At 64.9% G+C, this 22962-nt stretch carries 22 protein-coding genes; 11 read left to right on the top strand and 11 right to left on the bottom strand.

Translation table 11 applies throughout. The features are described 5' to 3' along the window. Positions 1 to 115 precede the first annotated feature (115 nt). From IFR23_RS01945 to IFR23_RS01920, 6 genes are all read left to right on the top strand, one after another. On the top strand, positions 116 to 568 hold the full coding sequence (locus IFR23_RS01945; protein WP_192974472.1) for a GatB/YqeY domain-containing protein: 453 nt from the start codon (positions 116 to 118) through the stop codon (positions 566 to 568). Positions 569 to 703: 135 nt separating this feature from the next. After that, the gene (locus tag IFR23_RS01940) at positions 704 to 1051 is read left to right on the top strand and encodes an endonuclease domain-containing protein (RefSeq protein WP_244655388.1); all 348 of its coding nucleotides are present in this window, start codon (positions 704 to 706) and stop codon (positions 1049 to 1051) included. Then, positions 1051 to 2913 carry a DNA primase gene (gene dnaG / locus IFR23_RS01935; protein ID WP_192974470.1) on the top strand — a complete coding sequence of 621 codons (1863 nt, stop codon included), beginning with the start codon at positions 1051 to 1053 and terminating at the stop codon, positions 2911 to 2913. The genes IFR23_RS01940 and dnaG overlap by 1 nt, the downstream gene beginning before the upstream one ends. Next, positions 2913 to 4940, top strand: a complete 2028-nt coding sequence (gene rpoD / locus IFR23_RS01930) for an RNA polymerase sigma factor RpoD (RefSeq protein WP_056051057.1) — start codon at positions 2913 to 2915, stop codon at positions 4938 to 4940. Before dnaG ends, rpoD begins: the two co-directional genes overlap by 1 nt. A 380-nt stretch (positions 4941 to 5320) precedes the next feature. Continuing rightward, the gene (locus IFR23_RS01925) at positions 5321 to 5920 is read left to right on the top strand and encodes a hypothetical protein (protein ID WP_192974469.1); all 600 of its coding nucleotides are present in this window, start codon (positions 5321 to 5323) and stop codon (positions 5918 to 5920) included. A gap of 394 nt (positions 5921 to 6314) precedes the next feature. Continuing rightward, positions 6315 to 6854: a pseudouridine synthase gene (locus tag IFR23_RS01920; RefSeq protein WP_192974468.1), complete on the top strand. Its 540-nt coding sequence runs from the start codon at positions 6315 to 6317 to the stop codon at positions 6852 to 6854. Between the two features lie 997 nt (positions 6855 to 7851). Here the strand turns inward: IFR23_RS01920 and rplS are convergent. Together rplS and trmD are read right to left on the bottom strand one after the other, a co-directional pair. After that, positions 7852 to 8244, bottom strand: a complete 393-nt coding sequence (gene rplS / locus IFR23_RS01915; protein WP_031395442.1) for a 50S ribosomal protein L19 — start codon at positions 8242 to 8244, stop codon at positions 7852 to 7854. Beyond that, on the bottom strand, positions 8241 to 8972 hold the full coding sequence (gene trmD / locus IFR23_RS01910; protein WP_192974467.1) for a tRNA (guanosine(37)-N1)-methyltransferase TrmD: 732 nt from the start codon (positions 8970 to 8972) through the stop codon (positions 8241 to 8243). Before trmD ends, rplS begins: the two co-directional genes overlap by 4 nt. 106 nt (positions 8973 to 9078) lie before the next feature. On the opposite strand from trmD, the gene IFR23_RS01905 reads away from it, so the two are divergent. Then, a complete protein-coding gene (locus IFR23_RS01905) occupies positions 9079 to 9984 on the top strand; it encodes an NAD(P)/FAD-dependent oxidoreductase (protein WP_192974631.1) in 906 nt (301 codons plus the stop codon). Between the two features lie 27 nt (positions 9985 to 10011). On the opposite strand, the gene rimM is transcribed toward IFR23_RS01905, so the two are convergent. From rimM to ffh, 4 genes are all read right to left on the bottom strand, one after another. Then, positions 10012 to 10488, bottom strand: a complete 477-nt coding sequence (gene rimM, locus IFR23_RS01900; protein ID WP_342344845.1) for a ribosome maturation factor RimM — start codon at positions 10486 to 10488, stop codon at positions 10012 to 10014. Position 10489: 1 nt separating this feature from the next. After that, positions 10490 to 10630, bottom strand: a complete 141-nt coding sequence (locus tag IFR23_RS20500; RefSeq protein WP_244655387.1) for a hypothetical protein — start codon at positions 10628 to 10630, stop codon at positions 10490 to 10492. Between the two features lie 204 nt (positions 10631 to 10834). Beyond that, positions 10835 to 11281, bottom strand: coding sequence for a 30S ribosomal protein S16 (rpsP, locus tag IFR23_RS01895; protein ID WP_107961785.1), 447 nt, complete (start codon positions 11279 to 11281; stop codon positions 10835 to 10837). Positions 11282 to 11349: 68 nt separating this feature from the next. Further along, positions 11350 to 12891 (bottom strand): signal recognition particle protein, encoded by a 1542-nt coding sequence (gene ffh / locus IFR23_RS01890; RefSeq protein WP_192974465.1) that lies wholly within the window; start codon positions 12889 to 12891, stop codon positions 11350 to 11352. Between the two features lie 420 nt (positions 12892 to 13311). On the opposite strand from ffh, the gene IFR23_RS01885 reads away from it, so the two are divergent. The 4 genes from IFR23_RS01885 (at position 13312) to IFR23_RS01870 (ending at position 18121) form a co-directional block, all read left to right on the top strand. Continuing rightward, positions 13312 to 14883, top strand: coding sequence for a putative bifunctional diguanylate cyclase/phosphodiesterase (locus tag IFR23_RS01885; RefSeq protein WP_107962215.1), 1572 nt, complete (start codon positions 13312 to 13314; stop codon positions 14881 to 14883). A 328-nt stretch (positions 14884 to 15211) separates the two neighbouring features. After that, complete coding sequence (mtaB, locus tag IFR23_RS01880; RefSeq protein ID WP_192974464.1) at positions 15212 to 16459, top strand: tRNA (N(6)-L-threonylcarbamoyladenosine(37)-C(2))-methylthiotransferase MtaB; 1248 nt, start codon at positions 15212 to 15214, stop codon at positions 16457 to 16459. Further along, complete coding sequence (gene ftsY, locus IFR23_RS01875; protein WP_056051078.1) at positions 16456 to 17391, top strand: signal recognition particle-docking protein FtsY; 936 nt, start codon at positions 16456 to 16458, stop codon at positions 17389 to 17391. The genes mtaB and ftsY overlap by 4 nt, the downstream gene beginning before the upstream one ends. Positions 17392 to 17509: 118 nt before the next feature. Next, a complete protein-coding gene (locus IFR23_RS01870; protein ID WP_342344844.1) occupies positions 17510 to 18121 on the top strand; it encodes a septation protein A in 612 nt (203 codons plus the stop codon). 118 nt (positions 18122 to 18239) lie between these two features. On the opposite strand, the gene IFR23_RS01865 is transcribed toward IFR23_RS01870, so the two are convergent. From IFR23_RS01865 to IFR23_RS01845, 5 genes are all read right to left on the bottom strand, one after another. Further along, the gene (locus IFR23_RS01865; RefSeq protein WP_192974463.1) at positions 18240 to 18854 is read right to left on the bottom strand and encodes a superoxide dismutase; all 615 of its coding nucleotides are present in this window, start codon (positions 18852 to 18854) and stop codon (positions 18240 to 18242) included. Between the two features lie 101 nt (positions 18855 to 18955). Further along, entirely contained in the window at positions 18956 to 19753 is a 798-nt protein-coding gene (locus IFR23_RS01860) for an SDR family NAD(P)-dependent oxidoreductase (protein WP_192974462.1), read from the bottom strand. A gap of 15 nt (positions 19754 to 19768) precedes the next feature. Next, a complete protein-coding gene (locus IFR23_RS01855) occupies positions 19769 to 20533 on the bottom strand; it encodes an SDR family oxidoreductase (protein WP_192974461.1) in 765 nt (254 codons plus the stop codon). A gap of 124 nt (positions 20534 to 20657) precedes the next feature. Beyond that, positions 20658 to 21701 carry a phosphotransferase family protein gene (locus tag IFR23_RS01850; protein ID WP_192974629.1) on the bottom strand — a complete coding sequence of 348 codons (1044 nt, stop codon included), beginning with the start codon at positions 21699 to 21701 and terminating at the stop codon, positions 20658 to 20660. A 17-nt stretch (positions 21702 to 21718) separates the two neighbouring features. After that, positions 21719 to 22801, bottom strand: a complete 1083-nt coding sequence (locus IFR23_RS01845) for a Zn-dependent alcohol dehydrogenase (RefSeq protein ID WP_192974460.1) — start codon at positions 22799 to 22801, stop codon at positions 21719 to 21721. Between the last annotated feature and the right edge of the window lie 161 nt (positions 22802 to 22962).

The following is a 22962-nucleotide window of genomic DNA, read 5'->3' as shown; positions in this document are numbered from 1 at the left end:
CGATGTCGCTAAGTGGTGTCCGCTAAGGCCGGCGTGCCGCAGCGTCAATCTGTTAAACGGGCGGCGGACGCGCTATCCCGTCGGGCTACGCACGAACCACCTGAAAGACCAGTACATGATTCGCGACGACATCAAGGCTGCGCAGCTGACCGCCATGAAGGCCGGCGACAAGCAGAGCCGCAACGCTATCTCGTTGATCCAGGCCGCGATCAAGAACCGCGACATCGAGGCGCGCACCGGCAAAGCCCCCGAGAGCGACGACGCGCTGGTGATCGAAGTGCTCCAGAAGATGGTCAAGCAGCGCCGCGAGTCGATCGAGATGTTTGCAAAGGGCGGCCGCCAGGAGCTCGCCGATGCGGAGACGGCCGAGGTCGCGGTGATCGAACGCTTCCTGCCGCAGCAGATGAGCGAGGCGGAAACCACCGTCGCGATCCTGGCGATCAAGGACGAACTCGGCGCGACCGGCATGAAGGACATGGGTCGCGTGATGGCGGAACTGAAGGCCCGCCACGCGAGCGAGCTGGACATGAGCAAGGCGAGCGGCCTGGTAAAGGCAGCGCTGTCGTAAATGGATAAAGGCGAGCCCCTTCTTCCTCCCCTCCCGCAAGCGGGAGGGGACCGAGGGGTGGGCCCGCGCCATCGTCTGGACCGACCAACCGAGAGAGCGCGAGACCTCCGCAACGACGCGACGAATGCCGAGCAAATGCTGTGGCGGCAGCTGAAGGGCTCCAGGTTGCAGGACCTCAAGTTCAGCCGCCAGATGCCGATCGCCGGGTATTTCGCCGACTTCGTATGCCGCTCGCACAAGCTGATCGTCGAACTCGACGGTAGCCAGCACGTTGAAGGCCAACCCCATGACGACGCCCGCACGGTGCAGCTCGAAGCCGCAGGCTACCGCGTCATTCGCTTCTGGAACAACGATTTGACCTCGAACATGCCCGGCGTATTGGAGACCATTCTGAGCGCTGCGAGTGGAACCGAGCGCGTGCCCACCCCCCAGCCCCCTCCCGCAAGCGGGCGGGGGGGCTCTGTCGTGCGCGGGGCGATCTAGTGGCGCTAACCCCACAATTCCTCGACGAACTCCGCGCCCGCACCTCGCTCAGCGCGCTCGTCGGCAAGACCACCAAGCTCACCAAGGCCGGTCGCGAGCACAAAGGCTGCTGCCCGTTCCACAACGAGAAGACGCCCTCCTTCTACGTCAACGACGACAAGGGCTTCTACCACTGCTTCGGCTGTTCCGCGCACGGCGACGCGATCAAGTGGATGACCGACCAGCGCGGCCTCCCCTTCATGGACGCCGTCAAGGAGCTCGCGCAGGCCGCCGGGATGGACATGCCCGCGATGGACCGCCAGTCCGCCGCCAAGGCCGAACGCGCCAAGGGCCTGCATGAGGTGATGTCCGACGCCGCGGACTGGTTCGTCGAGCAACTGGGCGGCCTCCCCGGCACCGAAGCGCGCGCGCTCCTCGACCGCCGCGGGATCAGGCCCGAGACGGCGCGTGCGTTCGGGATGGGGTTCGCCCCCGACAGCCGCGGCAAGCTCAAGACCGCGCTGAAGGACTACGGCGACCCGATGCTGGTCGAGTCCGGCATGCTCATCAATGTCGAGGGCAAGGACCCCTACGACCGGTTCCGCGGCCGGCTGATGATCCCGATCCGCGACCCCCGCGGGCGGACGATCGCGTTCGGCGGACGCGTGCTCGACGGCGGCGAGCCGAAGTACCTCAACTCCCCCGACACCCCGCTCTTCGACAAGGGCCGCACGCTCTACAACCTCGACAAGGCCGCCCCCGCCTCGCGCAAATCCGGCCGCGTGCTGGTGGTCGAGGGCTATATGGACGTCATCGCGCTCGCACAGGCCGGGTTCGGCGAAGCGGTCGCGCCGCTCGGCACCGCCCTCACCGAAGCGCAGCTCGAACGGCTGTGGCGGATGGTCGACGTGCCCCTGCTCTGCTTCGACGGCGACAGCGCCGGCCAGAAGGCGTCGCTCCGGGCAGCCCACCGCGCGCTCCCGCTGCTCGCGCCCGGCCGCAGCCTCGCCTTCGTCACGCTCCCGCAAGGCCAGGACCCCGACGATCTCGTTCGCGCCGGCGGCCCCGGTGCGTTCGAGGCGCTACTGAAAACCCCCGAACAGCTCGTCGACCGGCTCTGGGCATCCGAAGTCGCCGCCGAGGCGCTCGACACCCCCGAACAGCGCGCCGGCCTCAAGCGCCGCCTCCACGAACTCGCCGAAGGCATCGCCGACCCCTCGGTGAAGCAGCAATATCACGCCGAGTTCAAGAACCGCTTCTACGAGCATTTCAAACCGGTACGCGCGCCCTTCGTGCCCAGAGGCGAGCGACCGAAAGGCGGCTGGAAGCCTCCGGCCGCGCCCGTCACCGAAGACGCGAAGGCCTTCCTCGCCACCGGCATCGACCGCGTCTTGGCCAAGGCAGTGCTCGCCGGCCTGATCCGCCACCCGGTCGAGATCGCGCGCCACATGGAGGTGCTCGGCTCGCTGCAAATGATCGACGGCGCGCTCGGACGATTGTTCGAAGCGGTCGTAGATGTTGCACTTGAGGACCAGAAGCTTGATAGCGGGCGCTTGCTCACCATATTGGCGAGGTCCGGTTTCAATTCAGTCGCGAGTGACCTGTTGAGAGCCGATACGATGCCCTATTCGTTCACGCAGACCACGGCCGATCCAGCCCGCGTCCGTGCCGACCTCGACGAGGCGATCGCGATCATGGTCGCCCGCCCTGAGGTAGACGCGGCACTCAAGCAGGCGACCGCGGCGATGCAGACGCACTTCACCGAAGATGCGTTCGAACGACAAGTGGCTATGGTAAGAGAGAAACAGGCGTTGGAAGTCCGACTTGCAAATCTTGTACAGTCGAACGAAGACGCCCGAGCGTTGGGTACCGAGGGCGATTGATGGCTAAGGCGAACATGGCGGAACCCGCCGAGACGAACGAAACCGGCGATGCGCCGCTGATCGACATGAACGATGCGTCGATCAAGAAGGTCATCGCGCGCGCCAAGAAGCGTGGCTACATCACCTATGAGCAGCTCAACGAAGCGCTGCCGCAGGGCGAGATGTCGTCCGACCAGATCGAGGACATCAGCGCCGCGCTGAGCGAGATGGGCATCAACATCGTCGAGAACGACGAAGCCGGCGAGGACGGCGAGACCGAGCCCGCCAAGGACGACGAGGACGAGCCGGAGGCCGCCGACGCGGATGCCGACACAGGCCCCGCGATCGAAAAGAAGAAAGAGACCATCGATCGCACCGACGATCCGGTCCGCATGTACCTGCGCGAGATGGGCGCGGTCGAGCTGCTCAGCCGCGAGGGCGAGATCGCGATCGCCAAGCGCATCGAGGCGGGTCGCGACACGATGATCCTCGGTCTCTGCGAATCGCCGATCACCTTCAACGCGATCATCGACTGGTCGACCGCGCTGAACGAGGGCACGATGCAGCTGCGCGAGATCATGGATCTCGACGCGATGCTGTCGAAGGACCCCGCCCCCGAAGCGATGGCCGAGGACGGCGAAGCCGACGACGGCGAGATCAGCGAGAAGAACGCCGGCCCTTCGTTCAAGGAAGAGGCCGAGCCCGAAGAGCCGTCCGCCGACGAGGACGAGGACGGCGAGCGCCGGGCTCCGCGCGCATCGGACGACGAGGAGGAGGACAACACCCTCAGCCTCGCGCAGATGGAGGAACAGCTCAAGCCGATCGCGCTCGAGCGGTTCGCCAGCATCACCGCGCTCTACAAGAAGTTCAGCAAGATCCAGCAGTCGCGCGTCGATGCGATGGGCATCGGCGGCGATTTCTCGGCTGCCGACGAGCGCAAATACCAGAAGCTGCGCGAGGAACTCACGGCGGAAGTCGAGAGCGTCCAGTTCCACAATGCCAAGATCGAATATCTGGTCGATCAGCTCTATGCCTATAACCGTCGCCTGACCGCGCTGGGCGGCCAGATGCTGCGCCTCGCCGAGCGCCACAAGGTGCCGCGCAAGGACTTCCTCGACCGGTATATCGGTCACGAGATCGACGAGAACTGGCTGACGACGGTCAACAAGGTCGACAAGAAGTGGACCGCGTTCGTCGCCAACGAGGGCGAGGCGGTCGAGCGCATCCGCGCCGAGATCGCCGACATCACGCAGCAGACCGGCATGGCGCTCACCGAGTTCCGCCGGATCGTCAACATGGTCCAGAAGGGCGAGCGCGAGGCGCGTATCGCCAAGAAGGAAATGGTCGAGGCGAACCTGCGGCTGGTGATCTCGATCGCCAAGAAATACACGAACCGCGGCCTGCAGTTCCTGGATCTTATCCAGGAGGGCAATATCGGCCTGATGAAGGCGGTCGACAAGTTCGAGTATCGCCGCGGCTACAAGTTCAGCACCTACGCGACATGGTGGATCCGCCAGGCGATCACCCGTTCGATCGCGGACCAGGCGCGGACCATCCGTATCCCGGTCCACATGATCGAGACGATCAACAAGCTGGTCCGCACCAGCCGCCAGTTCCTCCACGAGCAGGGCCGCGAACCGACCCCGGAGGAGATGGCCGAGCGCCTTTCCATGCCGCTCGAGAAGGTGCGCAAGGTGATGAAGATCGCCAAGGAGCCGATCAGCCTCGAAACGCCGATCGGCGACGAGGAGGATTCGCATCTCGGCGACTTCATCGAGGACAAGAACGCGATCATCCCGGTGGATGCCGCGATCCAGGCGAACCTCAAGGAGACGGTCACGCGCGTGCTCGCTTCTTTGACACCACGCGAAGAGCGCGTGCTGCGCATGCGCTTCGGCATCGGCATGAACACCGATCACACGCTCGAGGAAGTCGGCCAGCAGTTCTCGGTGACCCGCGAGCGCATCCGCCAGATCGAGGCGAAGGCGCTGCGGAAGCTGAAGCACCCGTCGCGGTCACGGAAGATGCGGAGCTTCCTCGACCAGTAAGGGTTTGAGGGAAGTCAAAAAAAATGGGCCGCGGTGGCAACACCGCGGCCCATTTTGGTTATGCGGCACATCTGCGCCACTTGAGCGCCAATGATTATGTAAATAGTATAGCCCGATAATGACCTATCAGTATTCTACTGATATTTTTCAAAATCATCTTCAACAGCGCTTATGTCAATATTTTGCCAATAGCAAAAATGCCGCGTTGATGCACGTTCAAGCGTGCTCATTCCAACCTCCGCCAGGCATGCTCCAATTGTTCGGTAAATAAGTTTGCCAGATGAGGCGAAGGGCGCTCAAATCTGATCGATGGCCTGTGCCATGTATATCTATTAATATTAGATCGTAGTAGCTATCGCAGTTCGGGGGCATGCATACCGATGAACACTCAGAACCGATACTGGGACGTTTTCGCAACGGTCAAACGTGACGCTGTGTACATCAATCGATGCCAAGGGAGCGTCGAATCTATTGATCGCTGGATATCAATATTCTCTGCCGTAACATCTAGTTCCGCAATCGCCGGGTGGGCCATATGGCAGCAATACTCATTTGCATGGGGTTCAATAATTGCCGCCTCACAAGTGCTGAACGCGATCAAACCATTTCTGCCTTATAAGGCTCGGCTTAAAGCTCTCAGCAATCTTGGGCCAGATCTTGACGCGCTCGCGCTAACGGCAGAGACGGATTGGTTCAAGGTTAGCACCGGCATGCTTCGTGATGACGAAATCTACGCGTTGGCTATGACATTAAAGAAAAAATGCCAACAAGCTCAAAACAAGCATTGCAAAGGTATATCCATACCGGAAAGCAAGCGCCACCTTGCATTTGCGACCAAGGAGGCCGAAATCTATATGACAGGCAGCATTCAGGAGAGTCCGTATGAAGCCCCCATTCTTCAAGGGAGTGATGATCAGGCCAGAGCGGATAGTGGAGGGCTCGGTCCTTCCCACGTCCGAGCTACGTCCGATCATGCCTAAGGTTGCTGCCCCGAAGCCTACCGACAAAAGTGGCAAGTGATGGGAGACAACGTGATGAGAGATCAAAACAAGTCTGACTGGGCAATTCTCGCCAAAGACGGGAGGGTGTTGCCGGTTGCGGAATTGAAAGTGCCAATGCCGAAGGTTGCGGCTCCAGCTCCACCGACTGCAAAGACAAAGTCGGAAGGCTGATCGCTCTCTCTCTACCGTCGATATGCCTAACAGCCCGTTCTTGTGATATTACATGACGGCTACAGCGGCGCTCCCGTCAAACGAACTTAATATGCGTTGTGCCAATGAAGGGGGCATCATTGCCCCCTCGGCTTTATGTACGCTGACGTAGGGCGCGACACCTGCGGTTTCATCTGATCGACAATCCCTCTAAACCCCGACCATGCCCCGGGTCATCCTGTTCAACAAACCGTACGACGTGCTCAGCCAGTTCACCGACGTGAACAGTCCGACCCCGCGCGCGACGCTGTCGCAGTTCGTCGATGTGCCGGGCGTCTATCCGGCGGGGCGGCTCGACCGTGATAGCGAAGGGCTGTTGCTGCTGACCGACGACGGTCGCCTCCAGGCGCGGATCGCGGACCCGAAGTTCAAGCTGGCCAAGACCTATCTCGTGCAGGTCGAGGGCGATGCCGGCGAGGACGCGCTCGATCGGTTGCGGGGCGGCGTCGTGCTGAAGGACGGCCCTGCCCGCGCCGACGTCGAGCGGATCGCCGCGCCCGACCTCTGGCCGCGCGTGCCGCCGATCCGGGTCCGCGCGAGCATCCCCGATTGCTGGCTGAAGATAACGATCCGCGAAGGCCGCAACCGGCAAGTCCGCCGCATGACCGCCGCGATCGACCACCCCACGCTGCGGCTGGTCCGGTGGAGCATCGGCGACTGGACCGTGGCGGGTCTGGCGCCCGGCACGTGGCGCGACGCCTGAGGGGTGACGCCTGACCGGAGGTCGAGGAGGGCTTGCGGCGGTCTGCGGGCCCTAAGGCTCGCACGCCCCATAAGTACGCCCTCCAGACGGCAGCGTTGGCGATTGCAAGCGGAACGCCTCCCCACCCACGCCGTCATCCTGACGAAAGTCAGGACCCAGAGCCAAGCAGCGCGGCGTTCGCGGTCCTGGGTCCTGACTTTCGTCAGGATGACGGAGAAGGGCATGTTCACGCGAAGGCGCTAAGGCGCGAAGAGAAGCAGCTTATTTAGCTCACTTGCCGGGTCTTCTCTTCGCGCCTTAGCGCCTTCGCGTGAATCCAGTCCTTGAGCTGCGCTCCGTGGCGCAATGTGATCATAAGTCCCGAAAATAGCGTTCCCCGCCCGCGCGGCGAGTGCGTTGCGTGACGCGCCGAAATTACATGGAGCGCACAACGAAAACTCCCTCCCCTTCAGGGGAGGGTCGGGGTGGGGCATGTCCACGCGAGCACGCTCCGCGAGGCAATGCCTCGTAAAGCCCAAGCAAACAGCCATCCCAATCCGCCAGCAAGACGTGTTTCCCCGCGAAGGCGGGGACCCAGACTGGGCTCCCGCCTTCGCGGGAGAACAAGGAAGCGCAAGTCGGCCTGCGCAGGACCGCGCGTCCCTGTCCGACCAAGTAACCGCCCCATGTCCCGAGGGACAGGCACCACCACGGCCACCGCTGGCGGCAAGCTAATCGGCTGTCCTACACACCCGGAGAAGCGCACCGTCACCGAATGCCCGCGCCCACCCCCTTCACCGCGACACCGCCCTCACACCGCGACGCCACCCCCACGTCAAGAAAGCTTCCCAGCGTCTACACTTCCTATACTTCCGCAGCGCAGCATAAACGCGAAACACCAACAATCGGCAGCACTTCCAACAGCTTGCTGCGCCAACCAGTCCCCAGCCCGCGCACAACGAAAAAGGGCGCGGGGACCATCGCCCCCGCGCCCTTCTTCAACTCTGGCAGTCTCCGATTACTCGGCGGCTGCGGTACCCTTGGCAGGGCGCATGTCGCGACGCTCGGCGATACGTGCTGCCTTGCCGGTGCGGCCACGCAGGTAATACAGCTTGGCGCGACGCACGGCGCCCTTGCGGACGACTTCGATCGAATCGACGTTCGGCGAGTAGAGCGGGAAGACGCGCTCGACGCCCTCGCCGAAGCTCATCTTACGCACGGTGAAGTTCGAGCCCATGCCCTTGTTCGAGCGCGCGATGCACACGCCCTCGTAGTTCTGAATACGCGTGCGCTCGCCTTCGACGACCTTCACGCCGACCTTCAGCGTGTCGCCGGGGCGGAAATCGGGGATCGTCTTGTTGGCCAGGAACTTCGCGATGTTCTCGGCTTCGATCGTCTGCAACAGGTTCATGTCTCGTCCTCGTGTCGCTGCGCGCCAGAGGGCGACTGGACCCGAACGCCCTCATGGCGCTCCCAAAGGTCCGGTCGCCGTGACCGTGTATCGATCTCCGCGCGGCGTTTGCGCCATGCAGCGATCTTCGCATGATCCCCCGATCGCAGCACCTGCGGGATCGTGCGCCCTTCCCATATCTGAGGTCGGGTATAGTGTGGATATTCGAGCAGCCCCGTTTCGAAGCTCTCGTCATCCCCACTAGAAGCCGCGCCCATTACGCCGGGCAGCAGCCGAATGCAAGCATCGAGCAGCACCAGCGCCCCCATCTCGCCGCCCGACAGGATGTAGTCGCCGATCGAGACCTCCTCGATATCCCGCGCCTCGAACAGCCGTTCGTCGAAGCCCTCGAACCGGCCGCAAAGAATGGTGACGCCCGGCCCCTTCGCCAGTTCGCGAACCCGCTCCTGGGTCAGAGGCTTCCCCCGAGGCGTCATGGCCAACACCGGCCGCCCATCCGCAACGCTGTCGATCGCGGAGGCTACCACGTCGGCCCTGAGCACCATCCCGGCCCCGCCCCCGGCCGGCGTATCGTCCACCGACTTGTGCTTGTCCGTCGCGAAGTCCCGGATCTGCACTGGCGAGCAGGACCATCGCCCCTCCCCCAGCGCGCGGCCCGCAAGCGACGTCCCCAGCGGCCCGGGAAACATCTCCGGATACAGCGTCAATATCGTGGCAGCGAAAGTCACAGCGTCCAATTCTCTATGCGTTTGCGCCAGCGTGCGGCGCAATCTGCTCAGCACCTATACGGATCGCCCCGGCGGAACAATTACGCTGCCGAAACGCTCGCGGCGAATGGACGATTGCATCATCATCGGCGCCGGCCCGGCAGGCCTGACCGCAGCCATCTATCTCGCGCGGTTCCACCTCTCGATCCGCCTGTTCGATTGCGGCAGCAGCCGCGCCGCGCTGATCCCCTGCACGCACAACCACGCCGGCTATCCCGAAGGCATCCGCGGCACGGACCTGCTAGCCCGAATGCTGGCACAGGCGGAAACCTATGGCGCAGTCCGCGAGGGTGTGCGGGTAGATGCGATCGAGGTCGACGACGACGGCTTCACCGTAAGACTTGGCGATCGCGGGGCGCGAGCCCGGAGCGTGCTGCTCGCCACCGGGGTCGTGAACAACCGTCCAAACATGCCCGACGCCATCCACGACGAAGCGCTCGAAGCCGGCCTCCTCCGCTACTGCCCGATCTGCGACGGCTACGAGGTCACCGACAAGCGCGTCGGCATCATCGGCACTGGCGACCACGGCATGCGCGAGGCGCTGTTCCTACGCGGTTACACAAAGGACGTAACGCTGATCGCGCCCGAGGGGAGCCACGATCTCGATCCGGCATGCGAAGCGGCGCTAGACGATGCCGGAATCGTCCGCGTCGGCGGCCCATGCGGCAACTACGCGATCGAGGCCGACAAGCTCGCACTCGACACCGTGGAAGGACGGTTGTCGTTCGACAGCATCTATCCGGCGCTCGGATCGGTCATCCGTTCGGAACTGGCCGTCGCAGCAGGCGCACGCGCATCCGAGGACGGGTGCCTGGAAGTCGACTCGCACCAGCGAACCTCAATCCCCGGCCTGTTCGCAGCCGGCGACGTGGTGAAGGGTCTCGACCAGATCAGTCACGCAATGGGCGAAGCCGGCGTCGCCGCAACAACGATCCGCAACATGCTCGCCGAGCAGAGTCCGCTCCGGCGGTAATCGCTACTCCACTTGGGAGAACAAGGCTTATTCAGCCGCGAACGAAGCCTCGACAATGAGCCGGTCGGCATCCCATTCGGGAACGGCTTCAGGGCGCATCGGGATCATGAACCGCTTGCCGGGCTTGTCGTCCACGGGCGGCCGCTCGATCTCGATCACGTCGCCCGCGCCAAAATTATCGATCGCAACGACCCGTCCGATCGCCTCGCCATCGGTCGAGACGACATCGAGTCCGATCACATCCGTGTGATAATACTCACCATCTTCCAGCGGCGGCAGCGACGACCGAGGCACCGTCAATTCGGTTCCGCGCATCGCCTCAGCAGCGTTGCGATCGGCGACCTCGGCAAAGCGCGCGATCATGCCGTTGTTGCCGTTGCGCGCGGACTTTAGCGACAGCGCGCCATTGTTGAAGCTCTTATAGCTTCCGAAATTCTCGGCGAAGACCTTCAGCCGCACTTCGCCACCGATGCCGTGCGCACCGATGACGACAGCGAGCGTCACGTCAGCCTTGCGCGGAGCCTTCGCCGCGACCGGGAGTGTCGTCGGAGCCTTCGGCGGGGTCGTCGGCGGAGACGCCTTGGTTGGTGGCATCTTCGATGTCCTCGGGTGCGGGGGCTGTGCGGGGGTCGGATTCGGGGGCCATCATGCGCTCCTGTTCGGGGTTACCGATTGAGAGAACGCATGAAGTCCGGTTCGGGTGCGGTTGCGCGCCCGTCGTCAGCTTCCGTCAGCCCGGGCTCGACCCAGGATCGAGAGTCCCGAACGGGGTCGTTCCCGGCTCTGGATCCCAGCGTTCGCCGGGATGACGGAACAAGGGCGGCCGGGATGTCCCGACCGCCCCCGGATCTTACGAAGCGCTCGTTGCGTCTTCGACTTCGGCAGCGACGACCTGCTCGGTCTCTTCGTTGCTGCCCGTAGCAGGTGCAGCCTTCGCAGCAGCTTCAGCCTCGGCAGCTTCAGCCGCCTTGGTCGCACGCTCTTCAGCGCGCTCGGTGGCCTTCTCGCCGGGCTTGCCCTTGTTCGGGTTGTTGCGCGCCGAACGCTCGAGCACGCCAGCCTGGTCGAGGAAGCGCGCGACGCGGTCGGTCGGCTGCGCGCCGACGCTCAGCCAATGCTTCGCGCGGTCGGCGTCGAGCTGCACGCGCTGCTCGTTGTCCTTGGCGAGGAGCGGGTTGTAGTTGCCGATCTTCTCGATGAAGCGGCCATCACGCGGCGAACGCGCATCGGCAACGACGATCTTGTAGTAAGGACGCTTCTTGGAGCCACCGCGCGCGAGGCGAATGTTGATTGCCATGATATTTTCCTTCGTCTTCTAGATAGAGTCCCCGGCGCGAGCCGAGGTGTCGTGGTTGGATAAGGAGGTTATTTCTTCTTCAGAAAATCGTCGAAACCGGCAGGCATCTGCGGCATCTTGGGGCCACCAAGCCCCGGTAGACCACCGCCACCGCCGGGCAGGCCACCGGCGCCAGCCTTGTTGAGCATGTCGCCCATCTGCGGCCCGCCGATCGCATTGCCGATGCCGCCGAGACCGCCGCCCAGGCCGCCCTTGCCGAGCATCGCCATCATGCCCTTCATGCCGCCCATCTTCTTGATCTTCTTCATGGCGGTCGACATTTCGAGGTGCATCTTGAGCAGCTTGTTGACCTCCTGGACGGTCGTCCCGGAGCCCTTGGCGATGCGGATCTTGCGCTTGGCGTTGATCAGCTCGGGCTTGTTGCGCTCCTTGATCGTCATCGAACCGATCATCGCGTCCATGTGCACCAGCACTTTTTCGCCACCGACCGACGCGACCGCGCCCTGCGCCTTCTTCATGCCGGGGATCATCCCCGCCAGTGCGCCGAGCCCGCCCATCCGCTGCATCTGCGCGAGCTGGGCCCGCAGGTCGTTCATGTCGAACTGACCCTTGGCCATCTTGGCGGCCATCCGCTCGGCGTCTTCGGCCTGGATCGACTCCGCGGCGCGTTCGACCAGGCTGACGACGTCGCCCATGCCGAGGATGCGGCCCGCGACGCGCTCGGGATGGAACGCCTCGAGCGCATCGAGCTTCTCGCCGGTGCCTGCAAACTTGATCGGCTTGCCGGTGACCGCGCGCATCGACAGCGCCGCGCCGCCGCGGGCATCGCCGTCCATGCGGGTCAGCACGATACCCGTCAGCGGCACCTGGTCGCTGAAGTTCTGCGCGACGTTGACCGCGTCCTGACCGGTCAGCGAGTCGACGACGAGCAGGATCTCGGCGGGATTGGCGACGTCGGCAACCGCCTTCATCTCGTCCATCAACGCCTGGTCGACATGAAGTCGACCCGCGGTGTCGAGCATCAGGACGTCATAGCCCTGCAGCTTGGCCGCCTGCATCGCGCGGCGGGCGATATCGACCGGCTGCTGGCCCTGCACGATCGGCAGCGTCGCGACGTCGATCTGCGTGCCGAGCGTCGCCAGCTGTTCCTGCGCGTTCGGGCGATTGACGTCGAGCGACGCCATCAACACCTTCTTGCGCTCGCGGCCAGCCTGCCCGAAATTGGCCTGCCCTGCCGCCAGCCGCTTGGCGATCTTGGCGGTCGTGGTCGTCTTGCCCGAGCCCTGGAGGCCGACCATCATGATGACGGCCGGCGGCGTGACGCCCAGCTCCAGCTCGACGGCATCCGAGCCGAGCATCTCGACCAGCGCATCGCTGACGATCTTGACGACCTGCTGCCCCGGCGTGACCGAGCGCAGAACGTTCTGGCCGATCGCCTTCTCGGTCGCCTTCTCGACGAACTCGCGCGCGACGGGCAGCGCGACGTCGGCTTCGAGCAGCGCGACGCGCACCTCGCGCATCGCCGCGCGCACGTCCGCTTCGGTCAGCGCACCCCGGCCGCGAAGGCGGTCGAAGACGCCGCCAAGTCGATCGCTCAGGCTTTCGAACATCGAAATACTCCAAATCACCGCAACACAACGCAAAAGCGCCGGCGGGCGAAACCTCGCCGGCCAGCGTGCATCCTTGGATGCTCGTCCAATGCGCCCCGTAACGGAACGTGATGCGCCCACTACTGGAATGTGGGTGGGGATGCAAGATGGGCTCGGAGTCAGCCTTGTCGAGGAGGCGCCTCCTTGTTCTCCGGCGAAAGCAGCGTCCAGACTGACCAGCGCGATTGCGGAAAATACTAATATCGTGATGCAGATCAATCAGGCGCGCGCAGGCCACGCTCCGTCCCGCCTAAACGGCTTCTTAACATATCTTACACCTGTCGCATGGCACACCGCAGACCAATCGAAGACCGGACAGGCTATACCATGACCGCAAAGTCGGCGGCGCCGCGCGCGCCCCGCAACATAAGTCGGGAATTCATGACCGGCGCCGTTACGGGCGCCGCAACCCTTTTGTTCGTCGGCACCGGCGGCACGGTACTCGTCAAGTCGGTCGCGCATTTCCACAGCAGCACCGAGGTGTTCGACCGGACGCTGGTCGCGGCGATGCTGCTCAACATCGCGCTGATCCTGTTCGGCTGGTTCCGGTATCGCGCCTTGGCGGCGGAGTTGAGCACGCTGACCGACGCGGGTCATCGCGCCGAGGCTCTGGCACAGCGCGATCCGCTCACCGGGCTCCTCAATCGCCGCAGCCTGTCCGAAGACGGCGCGACCCTGTTCGCCAGCGCCCGCCGCCGCGGCAAGGCGATGGCCATGCTGACGATCGACATCGATCACTTCAAGGGCGTCAACGACCTGCACGGTTATGCGGTCGGCGACCTGCTGCTCGTCTATGTCGCCGAGACGATCGCCGCGATCGCACCGGGTGCCAGCCTGCTCGCACGGCTCGGCGCAGACGAATTCGCCTGCACCTTCGTGTTCGACTCGGCGCACAAGAACGTGGCCGATCGGATCGCCGAGCGCATGATCGCCGGTCTCGCGCTGCCGTTCCGCGCCGATGGCGTCGACATCCACATGAGCGTGTCGATCGGTATCGCCAGGTCGGACGTCGACTGCGCCTCGGTCGACGCGCTCCTGCGAAATGCCGACATTGCGCTCCATGCTGCCAAGACCGCCGGACGCGGCCGCCATGCCTGGTTCGATCGGTCGATGGAGCGGTCACTCCAACTACGCGGCGAACTCGAAGCGGGCCTGCGCCACGCAATTCCCGCGCAGGAGATCGTCCCGTATTTCGAGCAGCAGGTCGACCTTACGACCGGCCTCATCACCGGTTTCGAGGTCCTGGCGCGCTGGGAGCATCCCATCAGGGGGACGATCGCGCCGGACGTGTTCATCCCCATCGCCGAGGAGATCGGCCTGATCGGCGACCTCTCGCTGTCGATCATGCACCAGGCGTTCACCGCAGCGCGGGACTGGGACGCCGGGCTCACCCTCTCGGTCAACGTCTCCCCGCTCCAGCTACGCGACGCGTGGCTCGCGCAGAAGATCATCAAGACGCTGGTCGAGACGGGCTTTCCCGCCAGCCGGCTCGAGATCGAGATCACCGAGAGCGCGCTGTTCGACAATCTTCCCCTCGCGCAGTCGATCGTGGGGAGCCTGAAAAACCAGGGCATCCGCCTCGCACTCGACGATTTCGGCACCGGCTATTCGAGCTTGGCGCATCTGCGCGCGCTGCCGTTCGACCGGATCAAGATCGACAAGAGCTTCGTCTCGTCGATCCTCGACAATCCGGAGAGCATGGCGATCGTCAACACGATCGTGCGGCTGGGGGACAGCCTCAATTTGCCGACGACCGCGGAAGGCATCGAGGACGCCGCGATCGAAGAACGCCTACGCGCGATCGGCTGCGCGAAGGGTCAGGGGTATCTGTACGGGCGACCGCTGGGCGCTGCGCAGATCCGGCGATTGCTGGCCGAGAAACGATTGCTGGCGCAGCGGCCCGACCGGAGCGTGCCACCACCTCGCGGCATTGCGCCGCGGCTGGCGGGGTGATCGCGATACACGCTTAGTCTTGGGTGGCCTATCCCAACTCACGACCACCCCGGCGAAGGCCGGGGCCCAATTGGAAAGGTCTCAGTAACCGCGGGTAGTCCGTAGTTAGCAACGTTCCCCAACTGGGCCCCGGCCTTCGCCGGGGTGGTATCTGATGGATGAGGAGCACCTCCATTACGCTAGTTCTCCCGCGAAGGCGGGAGCCCAGGATCAAGCAGCGCTGCGGCTGGTACCTCGGGCCCCTGCGTTCGCAGAGAACAAGGTGTCGGCCCTCCCCCCGAAACACCAACCGTGGACTTCCCCCCCCACCCCTCCTAAATCGCGGCCCATGCCATCTGCCCCGCAGCCAGAGGTCATCAGCCTCGGCTGCCGCCTCAACATCGCCGAAAGCGAGACCATCCGCGCGCTCGTCGCCGGGCGGGACATGGTCGTGGTCAACAGCTGCGCGGTCACCAACGCCGCGGTGAAGGCAACGCGGGTCGCGATCCGCCGCGCCAAACGCGACCGTCCCGAAGCGCAGATCGTCGTCACCGGATGCGCCGCGCAGATTGACCCCGCGAGCTTCGCCGCGATGCCCGAAGTCGACCGCGTCGTCGGCAACGCGGACAAGCTGACCTCTTCGGCATGGACGTCCGACGATGTCGTAGTAGTGTCCGACATCATGCAGGTCCGCGAGACCGCGCCCCACCTCGCCGCCAGCTTCTCAGCGCACGCCCGCGCCTTCGTCGAGGTCCAGAATGGCTGCGACCACCGCTGCACTTTCTGCGCGATCCCGTTCGGCCGCGGCCCCAGCCGCTCGGTCCCCGCAGGCGCGGCCGTCGACCGGATCGCAGGCCTCGTCGACGCAGGCCACCGCGAGATCGTCCTCACCGGCGTAGACCTCACCAGCTACGGCCCCGACCTCCCCGGCGCGCCGACGCTCGGCCACCTCGTCGAACGCGTCCTGCATCACGTGCCAAAGCTCGAACGCCTGCGCTTGTCATCACTAGACGGCATCGAGATCGACGACCGTCTCTTCGCGCTGCTGACGACCGAACGCCGGATCATGCCGCACGTCCACTTGTCGTTGCAGGCCGGCGACGACATGATCCTCAAGCGCATGAAGCGCCGCCATTCGCGCGCGGAAAGCGTCGCGCTAGTCGATCGCCTCAAGACCGCCCGCTCCGACATCGCGATAGGCGCGGACCTGATCGCCGGCTTCCCGACCGAGGACGCGACGATGTTCGCCAACACGCGCGCGCTGATCGACGACTGCCACATCGTCCACTCGCACATCTTCCCCTATTCGCCCCGCGCCGGCACCCCCGCCGCGCGCATGCCGCAGGTCGAACCCGAGATCCGCCGCCACCGCGCCGCCCTCCTCCGCGAGGCCGGCGAAACATCGCGAGCGAACTGGCTGCAAACGCTGGTCGGCACATCGCAGGATCTGCTCGTCGAACGCCCCGGCGACCGCGGCCATATCGGCAATTTCGCAGAAGTCCTGCTGGACGAACCCGCCATACCCGGCGACATCGTCCGCATCACGATCACCGGCGCCACGTCCGACCGCCTCAGCGCAACACGAGAACCAACATGAGCACCACCCCCACCTGGCACGACAAGCTGATCGGCGGCTTCAAGCGCACCTCCGACCGGCTGGTCGGCAACCTCGCCGGCCTCGGCGGCGCGCGGCTCGACGATTCGACGCTGGACGACATCGAGGAAGCCCTGATCGCGTCCGACCTCGGTCCCGAGACTGCCGGCCGCATCCGCCGCCGCCTGTCCGAAGGCAGTTTCGAGCGCAACATGGAGGAACTCGGCATCCGCGTGATCGTCGCGGAAGAAGTCGAGAAGGTCCTCGCCACGGTCGCCAAGCCGATCGAGATCGACGCCTTCCCGCGCCCGCAGGTGATCCTCGTCATCGGCGTCAACGGCTCGGGCAAGACCACCACCATCGCCAAGCTCGCGCATCTGTTGATGGAGCAGGACTACGGTGTGATGCTCGCCGCCGGCGACACCTTCCGCGCCGCCGCGATCGGCCAGCTCCGCACCTGGGCCGAGCGCGTCGGCGTGCCGATCGTGACCGGCCCCGAGGGCGGCGACGCGGCCGGCGTGGTGTGGGATGCGGTCAAGAAGGCGACCGAGACCGGCATCGACGTGCTGATCGTCGACACCGCCGGCCGCTTGCAGAACAAGCGCGAACTGATGGACGAACTGGCCAAGATCCGCCGCGTGCTGGGTCGCATCAACCCGGAGAGCCCGCACGACATCGTACTGGTGCTCGACGCCACCACCGGCCAGAACGCACTCCAGCAGATCGAGGTCTTCAAGGAGGTCGCGGGCGTCACCGGGCTCGTGATGACCAAGCTCGACGGCACCGCGCGCGGCGGCGTGCTGGTGGCGGCAGCAGAGAAATACGGCCTGCCGATCCACGCGATCGGCATCGGCGAGGGCATGACGGATCTGCGCCCGTTCGATGCCAACGAAGTGAGCCGGATCATCGCCGGTGTGGAGAGCGTCCGGAAGTAACGCCTGCCCCGCCTCCCCGTTCGTCCTGAGCGAAGTCGAAGGACTGGTCAGCTTGTGGCAATGTCCTTTGACTACGCTCAGGACGAACGGCATCTTACCGTATTTCGTGGATATTCCAGTGACCAAGCCCCCCCTATCTCCCGGCCTCCGCATGGCGGTCGACTACGGCCCGCTCGCGATATTCTTCGCGGTGAACTTCCTGACCCCCGGCCTGCCGATCGTCCGCGTGGTCGCCGCGACCACCGCGTTCATCATCGCCACGATCGCCGCGATGATCGTGTCGAAGGTCAAGACCGGCCACATCTCGCCGATGCTGTGGCTTTCAGGCGCGCTGATCGTCGTGTTCGGCGGGCTGACGATCTATTTCCACGACCAGCGCTTCATCCAGATGAAGCCAACGATCATCTACGCGATGTTCGCTGCGATCCTGACGTTCGGGCTCGTCACTGGCCGCCCACTGCTCCAGTCGCTGCTCGCAACCGCTTACCCCGGCCTGTCCGCGGATGGCTGGCGCAAGCTGACGCGTAACTGGGCGGTGTTCTTCGTGTTCATGGCGGTGCTGAACGAGGCCGTATGGCGCAACACGACCTGGGATTTCTGGGTCGGCTTCAAGCTGTGGGGCGCGATCCCGCTGACGCTGCTCTTCGCGTTCGCCAACATCCCCATGCTGCTGAAGCACGGATTGCAAACGGGCGACAAAGCCGTGACCGACCTGCCGCCCGAAGGGTAATCTACTCCCCTCCCGTTCACGGGAGGGGTCGGGGGAGGGCCTGACCGATCATACCGGACGCCGGTACGTACGTCGCGCCCTCCCCTAGCCCCTCCCGCGAGCGGGAGGGGAATTGGGTTCAGCCAGCGACCTTCGCGTAGCGCTCGCCGACGACGTCCCAATTCACGATGTCCCACCAGGCCTTCAGATAGCCCGGACGATCGTTCTTGTACGTCAGGTAATAGGCGTGCTCCCAGACGTCGTTACCGAGCAACGGCGTGCCGGGCTCCTTCGCGTCGTCCATCAGCGGGTTGTCCTGGTTCGGCGTGCTCGTCACCTTCAGCTTGCCGCTGTCGTCCGCGATCAGCCAAGCCCAGCCCGAGCCGAACTGCCCTGCACCCTTGGTGTTGAACTCTTCCTTCAGCTTGTCGAGGCTGCCGAAGTCGCGATCGATCGCCTCGGCGAGCTTGCCCGACGGTGCCTGGCCGTTCTTGGCCGCCATCGTCTTCCAGAAGAAGTCGTGGTTCCAGAAACCACCGCCATTGTTGCGCACCAGCGGCGGCTGCGACGAGATCATGCCGAGGATGTCCTCGATAGACTTGCCGGCCAGCGCGGAATCCTTCTCGACGCCTTCGTTCAGCTTCGCCGTGTACGCCGCGTGATGCTTGTCATGATGAAACTTCATCGTTTCCTGGTCGATCACCGGCTCGAGCGCATCGTAAGCGTAGGGCAGCGGTGGGAGTTCGAAAGCCATGGGGGTTCTCCTTTATGGGGTCGGACGCTCAACGCCCGCAGGCTCCAAATGCTCCCCGCGAAGTCGTTACGCAAGCGTACCCCGCGTCTTCGCGAGCGGGATCAGGCGGCGGTCTTGCCGTATTCCTGTCGTGTCACGGGATGGCTCGACGAGAGACCGCCATCGACCGCAATCGCCTGGCCGTTGACGTAGCTGGCGTCGTCGGAGGCCAGGAACAGCGCGACCTTGGCGAGTTCCTCGGGCTGCGCGCCGCGGTGCAGCGGGTTGAGGCGGCCGACGCGGTCCATCTTATTCGCCTCGCGTGCGTAATCGAACACGGGCTTGGTCATGCCGGTCTCGGTCAGGCCGGGGCAGATCGCGTTGACGCGGACGTTCGAGCCGGTGAGTTGTTGCGCCGAGACGGCAGCGAGGTTGATGACGCCGGCCTTCGACGCGGAATAGGCGGGCGAGCCGGCGCCTGAGCGGATGCCGGCGACGCTGGCAGTAAGGACGATGGCCCCCTTCCCGCGTTCGGCGATACGCGGCGCGGCGTGCTTGATCGCGAGGAACGGGCCGATCAAGTTGACGCGCAACACCTCGGTGATGAGCGCGACGTCGGTGTCGAACAGGTTCGCCATGCCGCCCGAGATCCCCGCATTGGCGAACATCACGTCGAGGCCGCCGAAGCTGTCGCAGGCGAGCGCGATCGTGCGGATCACGTCCTCTTCGAGCCCGGCGTCGATGCGGATAGCCTTCGCTGTGCCGCCGGCCTGCGCGATCAGGTGTGCGGTCTCGTCCGCGCCCTCGGTCTTGTCGGCGACGACGACCCTGCCCCCTTCGCTTGCGAACAGGAGCGCGGCGGCACGGCCTATGCCGGAGCCTGCGCCGGTGACGATGATCGATTTGTCGGTAAAGCGCATCGCATGGTCCTTCGGTTAGATCGTAACGCCGCCGTCGATAACCATCGTCTGGCCGGTCATGAAATTGCTTGCCGACGACGCCAGAAAGACGACCGCGCCCGCGATCTCTTCCGGCTCGCCGATCCGGCGGAGCGGCACGCTGGTGTTCGCCGCCTCGATCCGCTGCGGGTCTTCCCACAAGGCGCGCGCGAAGTCGGTCTTGATCAGGCCGGGGGCGATGCAGTTCACGCGGACGTTGGACGGACCGAACTCGACCGCGAGGTTGCGCGCGAGCTGCATGTCGGCGGCCTTGCTGATGCAATACGCGCCGATCACCGGCGAGCCCCGCAGTCCGCCGATCGACGAGATGATGATTATGCTGCCGCTGCGACGCTCCAGCATCTCGGGTGCGACCATCTGGATCAGCCAGTGGTTGGAGACGATGTTGTTGTCGAGGATCTTCCGGAACTGGTCGTCGGCGATGCCTGCTTGGGGCCCGTAATAAGGGTTCGAGGCGGCGTTGCAGACGAGGACGTTGATGGGGCCGAACTGGGCTCGGGTCTGGTCGACGAGGTGCTGGAGGCCGGCCTTGTCGGAGATGTTGGCGGCGACCGCGATCGCGGTGCCGTCGCCATACCTGGCGTTGAGTTCCGCCGCGACGGTGTCACATGCGTCCTGCTTGCGGCTGGAGATGACGACTTTCGCGCCGTGCTCGGCGAGTTCGCGCGCGGAGGCCAAGCCGATCCCGCGCGAAGAGCCGGTTACGATGGCAACCATCCCGGTTAGGTCGAACTGCGACATTCTTGCTTCTCCCCTCCCGCATGCGGGAGGGGTCGGGGGTGGGCGCCCGGCCTCCGCAAACGGTATCGGTTATGGTGAGCGCGAGCCCACCCCTAGCCCCTCCCGCATGCGGGAGGGGGATGAATCAGGCCCCCGCCTTCACCGCGAACCCCCAGGCCGCATCCGCCAACCCATGAATCTTGGCGACCGTCTTCTCCGCCTGCGCACTCGACGCAGTGCCGTCGATGATGCGCTTCTTGATGCCCTGGACGATACCGGTCAGGCGGAAGAGGTTGTAGGCGAAATACCAGTTCAAGTCAGGCACGCCGTCACGGCCGGTGGCGGCGCAATAGCGGTCTACAATCTGTTCGATCGTCGGAATGCCAGTCTCCGGCCCGGTCATGCCGAGCACGCCGGACCGCCCCTCGGGCTCGGTCACCCAGCTCATCAGCAGATACGAGAAGTCCGCCAGCGGATCGCCCAGCGTCGACAATTCCCAGTCGAGCACCGCGATGACCTTCGGCTCCGACGGCGCGAAGATCATGTTGTCGATGCGGTAGTCGCCGTGGACGATCGAGGTGCGCGTCTGCTCGGGCAGCGTCCGCGGCAGCCACTCGATCAGGCGTTCGACCGACTCCATATGCTCGGTCTCGGCGGCGCGATATTGCTTGGTCCAGCGGCCGACCTGGCGCTCGAAATAATTGCCGGGCTTGCCGTACTCCCCGAGCCCCGCCGCCGCGTAATCGGTGTTGTGAAGTGCGGCGAGCGTGTCGACCATCGCCTCGTAATGCGCGGTGCGCTCGGGCGGGGTCGCGCCGGGCATCGCGCCGTCCCAGATCGTCCGGCCCTCGACCATCTCCATAACGTAGAACGCCGAGCCGATCACCGCCGCGTCTTCGCACAGCCCAAAGGGTTTCGGGACGGGGAAGCCGGTCGGGTGGAGGCCGGCGATGACGCGGTATTCGCGGTCGACCGCGTGCGCGCTTGGCAGGATGGAGCCGAACGGTTTGCGGCGCAGCACGTACGCGCGCTCCGGCGTGTCGAGCCGATAGGTCGGGTTCGACTGGCCGCCAGCGAACTTCGCGTAGGTCTGCGGGCCGGCATAGCCGGGCACGTTGGCGGTCATCCACGCGCCAAGCGTGTCGAGGTCGAGACGGTCCTTGTCGCCGACCGCGATCGTGCCGACCATGCTGGTCGATGCGTCGTTCACGAGAAGGTGATCACGCTACGGGTCGTGTCGCCGCGGCGGAGTTCGTCGAACGCGTCGTTGATCCGCTCGAGCGGCATCCGGTCGGCGATGATCGTGTCGAGATCGAGCAGCCCGCGCATGTAGAAATCGACCAGCCGGGGAATATCGACCGGGAAGCGGTTCGAGCCCATGAAGCCGCCCTGCAGGCGCTTGCCCGACAGCAGGTCCATCGCCGACAGCCCGACCTTCTCGCCGAGCGGCATCATCCCGAGGATCGTCGCGGTGCCGCCGCGACGCAGGACCTTGACCGCGGTCGCCGCCGATTGCGCGCGCCCGACCGCCTCGATCGCGTGATGCACGCCGCCCTTGGTAATCGCGACGACCTCGTCCGCGGCGGTATCAGACAGCGCGTCGATGCTGTGCGTCGCGCCGAGCTTCTCCGCCATCGCACGCTTCTCGGGGACAGGATCGAGCGCGATGATCTTGCCCGCGCCCGCGATCTTCGCCGCGTTGACCGCCGCCAACCCGATGCCGCCACAGCCGACCACGCACACCGTCTCGCCCGGCGTCACATCGGTAGTGTTGAACACCGCCCCCGCCCCGGTGGTAATTGCGCAACCGAGCAACGCCGCACGGTCCATCGGCATGTCGCGGTCGATCGCGACGCACGCGTGTTCGTGGACCAGCATCATCTCTGCATAGGCGCTCAGGTTGAGCATCTGCGCGATCGGCCGGTCGCCGAGCATGAGGCGGGGGGCCGCGCCCTTGGGACGGCGAACGCTGGCGTCGATGCACAGCGACATCCGGCCGGTGACGCAGAACTCGCATTGGCCGCAAAACGCCGAGAGGCAGGTCACGACGTGGTCGCCTACCTTCACGCCGCGCACTTCGTCACCGACCGCCTCGACTACGCCGCACGCCTCGTGCCCCGGAATGGTCGGCATCGCATGCGGATAGGCGCCGTCGACGAAATGCAGGTCGGACCGGCACACGCCGACCGCGACCGTGCGGATCATAACCTCGTGTGCCGTCGGCTTCGAGATGGTCACATCCTCGATGCTGAGCGGAGTGTTGGCTTCGAAAAGGACTGCGGCTTTCATGTCTGCCTTTCGTTGATTTCTGTGTTCGTTGCGCCGGCCCGGCATCCGCCCGGTTACTCCACCTCACCCGTCACCCCAGCGAAAGCTGGGGTATCCCGATTGGCGAGTGCCGCGACACGAACGGGGAGATCCCAGCTTTCGCTGGGATGACGGGCGAGGTA

Source organism: Sphingomonas sp. CFBP 13603, assembly GCF_014892665.1.
In the GTDB taxonomy this organism is placed as follows: Bacteria; Pseudomonadota; Alphaproteobacteria; order Sphingomonadales; family Sphingomonadaceae; genus Sphingomonas.
Note: the sequence above shows the minus strand (reverse complement) of the source record. Positions and strands in the feature narration are given on the sequence as shown.

Coding starts and splice junctions, on each gene's coding strand:
- IFR23_RS01925 (WP_192974469.1), top strand. CDS start 5,321: ATGAACACTCAGAACCGATACTGGGACGTTTTCGCAACGGTCAAACGT.
- IFR23_RS01885 (WP_107962215.1), top strand. CDS start 13,312: ATGACCGGCGCCGTTACGGGCGCCGCAACCCTTTTGTTCGTCGGCACC.
- IFR23_RS01850 (WP_192974629.1), bottom strand. CDS start 21,701: ATGGTCGGCACGATCGCGGTCGGCGACAAGGACCGTCTCGACCTCGAC.
- IFR23_RS20500 (WP_244655387.1), bottom strand. CDS start 10,630: ATGGCCCCCGAATCCGACCCCCGCACAGCCCCCGCACCCGAGGACATC.
- ftsY (WP_056051078.1), top strand. CDS start 16,456: ATGAGCACCACCCCCACCTGGCACGACAAGCTGATCGGCGGCTTCAAG.
- IFR23_RS01940 (WP_244655388.1), top strand. CDS start 704: ATGCTGTGGCGGCAGCTGAAGGGCTCCAGGTTGCAGGACCTCAAGTTC.
- IFR23_RS01920 (WP_192974468.1), top strand. CDS start 6,315: ATGCCCCGGGTCATCCTGTTCAACAAACCGTACGACGTGCTCAGCCAG.
- ffh (WP_192974465.1), bottom strand. CDS start 12,891: ATGTTCGAAAGCCTGAGCGATCGACTTGGCGGCGTCTTCGACCGCCTT.
- rplS (WP_031395442.1), bottom strand. CDS start 8,244: ATGAACCTGTTGCAGACGATCGAAGCCGAGAACATCGCGAAGTTCCTG.
- rpsP (WP_107961785.1), bottom strand. CDS start 11,281: ATGGCAATCAACATTCGCCTCGCGCGCGGTGGCTCCAAGAAGCGTCCT.
- IFR23_RS01845 (WP_192974460.1), bottom strand. CDS start 22,801: ATGAAAGCCGCAGTCCTTTTCGAAGCCAACACTCCGCTCAGCATCGAG.
- IFR23_RS01905 (WP_192974631.1), top strand. CDS start 9,079: ATGGACGATTGCATCATCATCGGCGCCGGCCCGGCAGGCCTGACCGCA.
- IFR23_RS01860 (WP_192974462.1), bottom strand. CDS start 19,753: ATGCGCTTTACCGACAAATCGATCATCGTCACCGGCGCAGGCTCCGGC.
- IFR23_RS01945 (WP_192974472.1), top strand. CDS start 116: ATGATTCGCGACGACATCAAGGCTGCGCAGCTGACCGCCATGAAGGCC.
- IFR23_RS01865 (WP_192974463.1), bottom strand. CDS start 18,854: ATGGCTTTCGAACTCCCACCGCTGCCCTACGCTTACGATGCGCTCGAG.
- rpoD (WP_056051057.1), top strand. CDS start 2,913: ATGGCTAAGGCGAACATGGCGGAACCCGCCGAGACGAACGAAACCGGC.
- IFR23_RS01855 (WP_192974461.1), bottom strand. CDS start 20,533: ATGTCGCAGTTCGACCTAACCGGGATGGTTGCCATCGTAACCGGCTCT.
- mtaB (WP_192974464.1), top strand. CDS start 15,212: ATGCCATCTGCCCCGCAGCCAGAGGTCATCAGCCTCGGCTGCCGCCTC.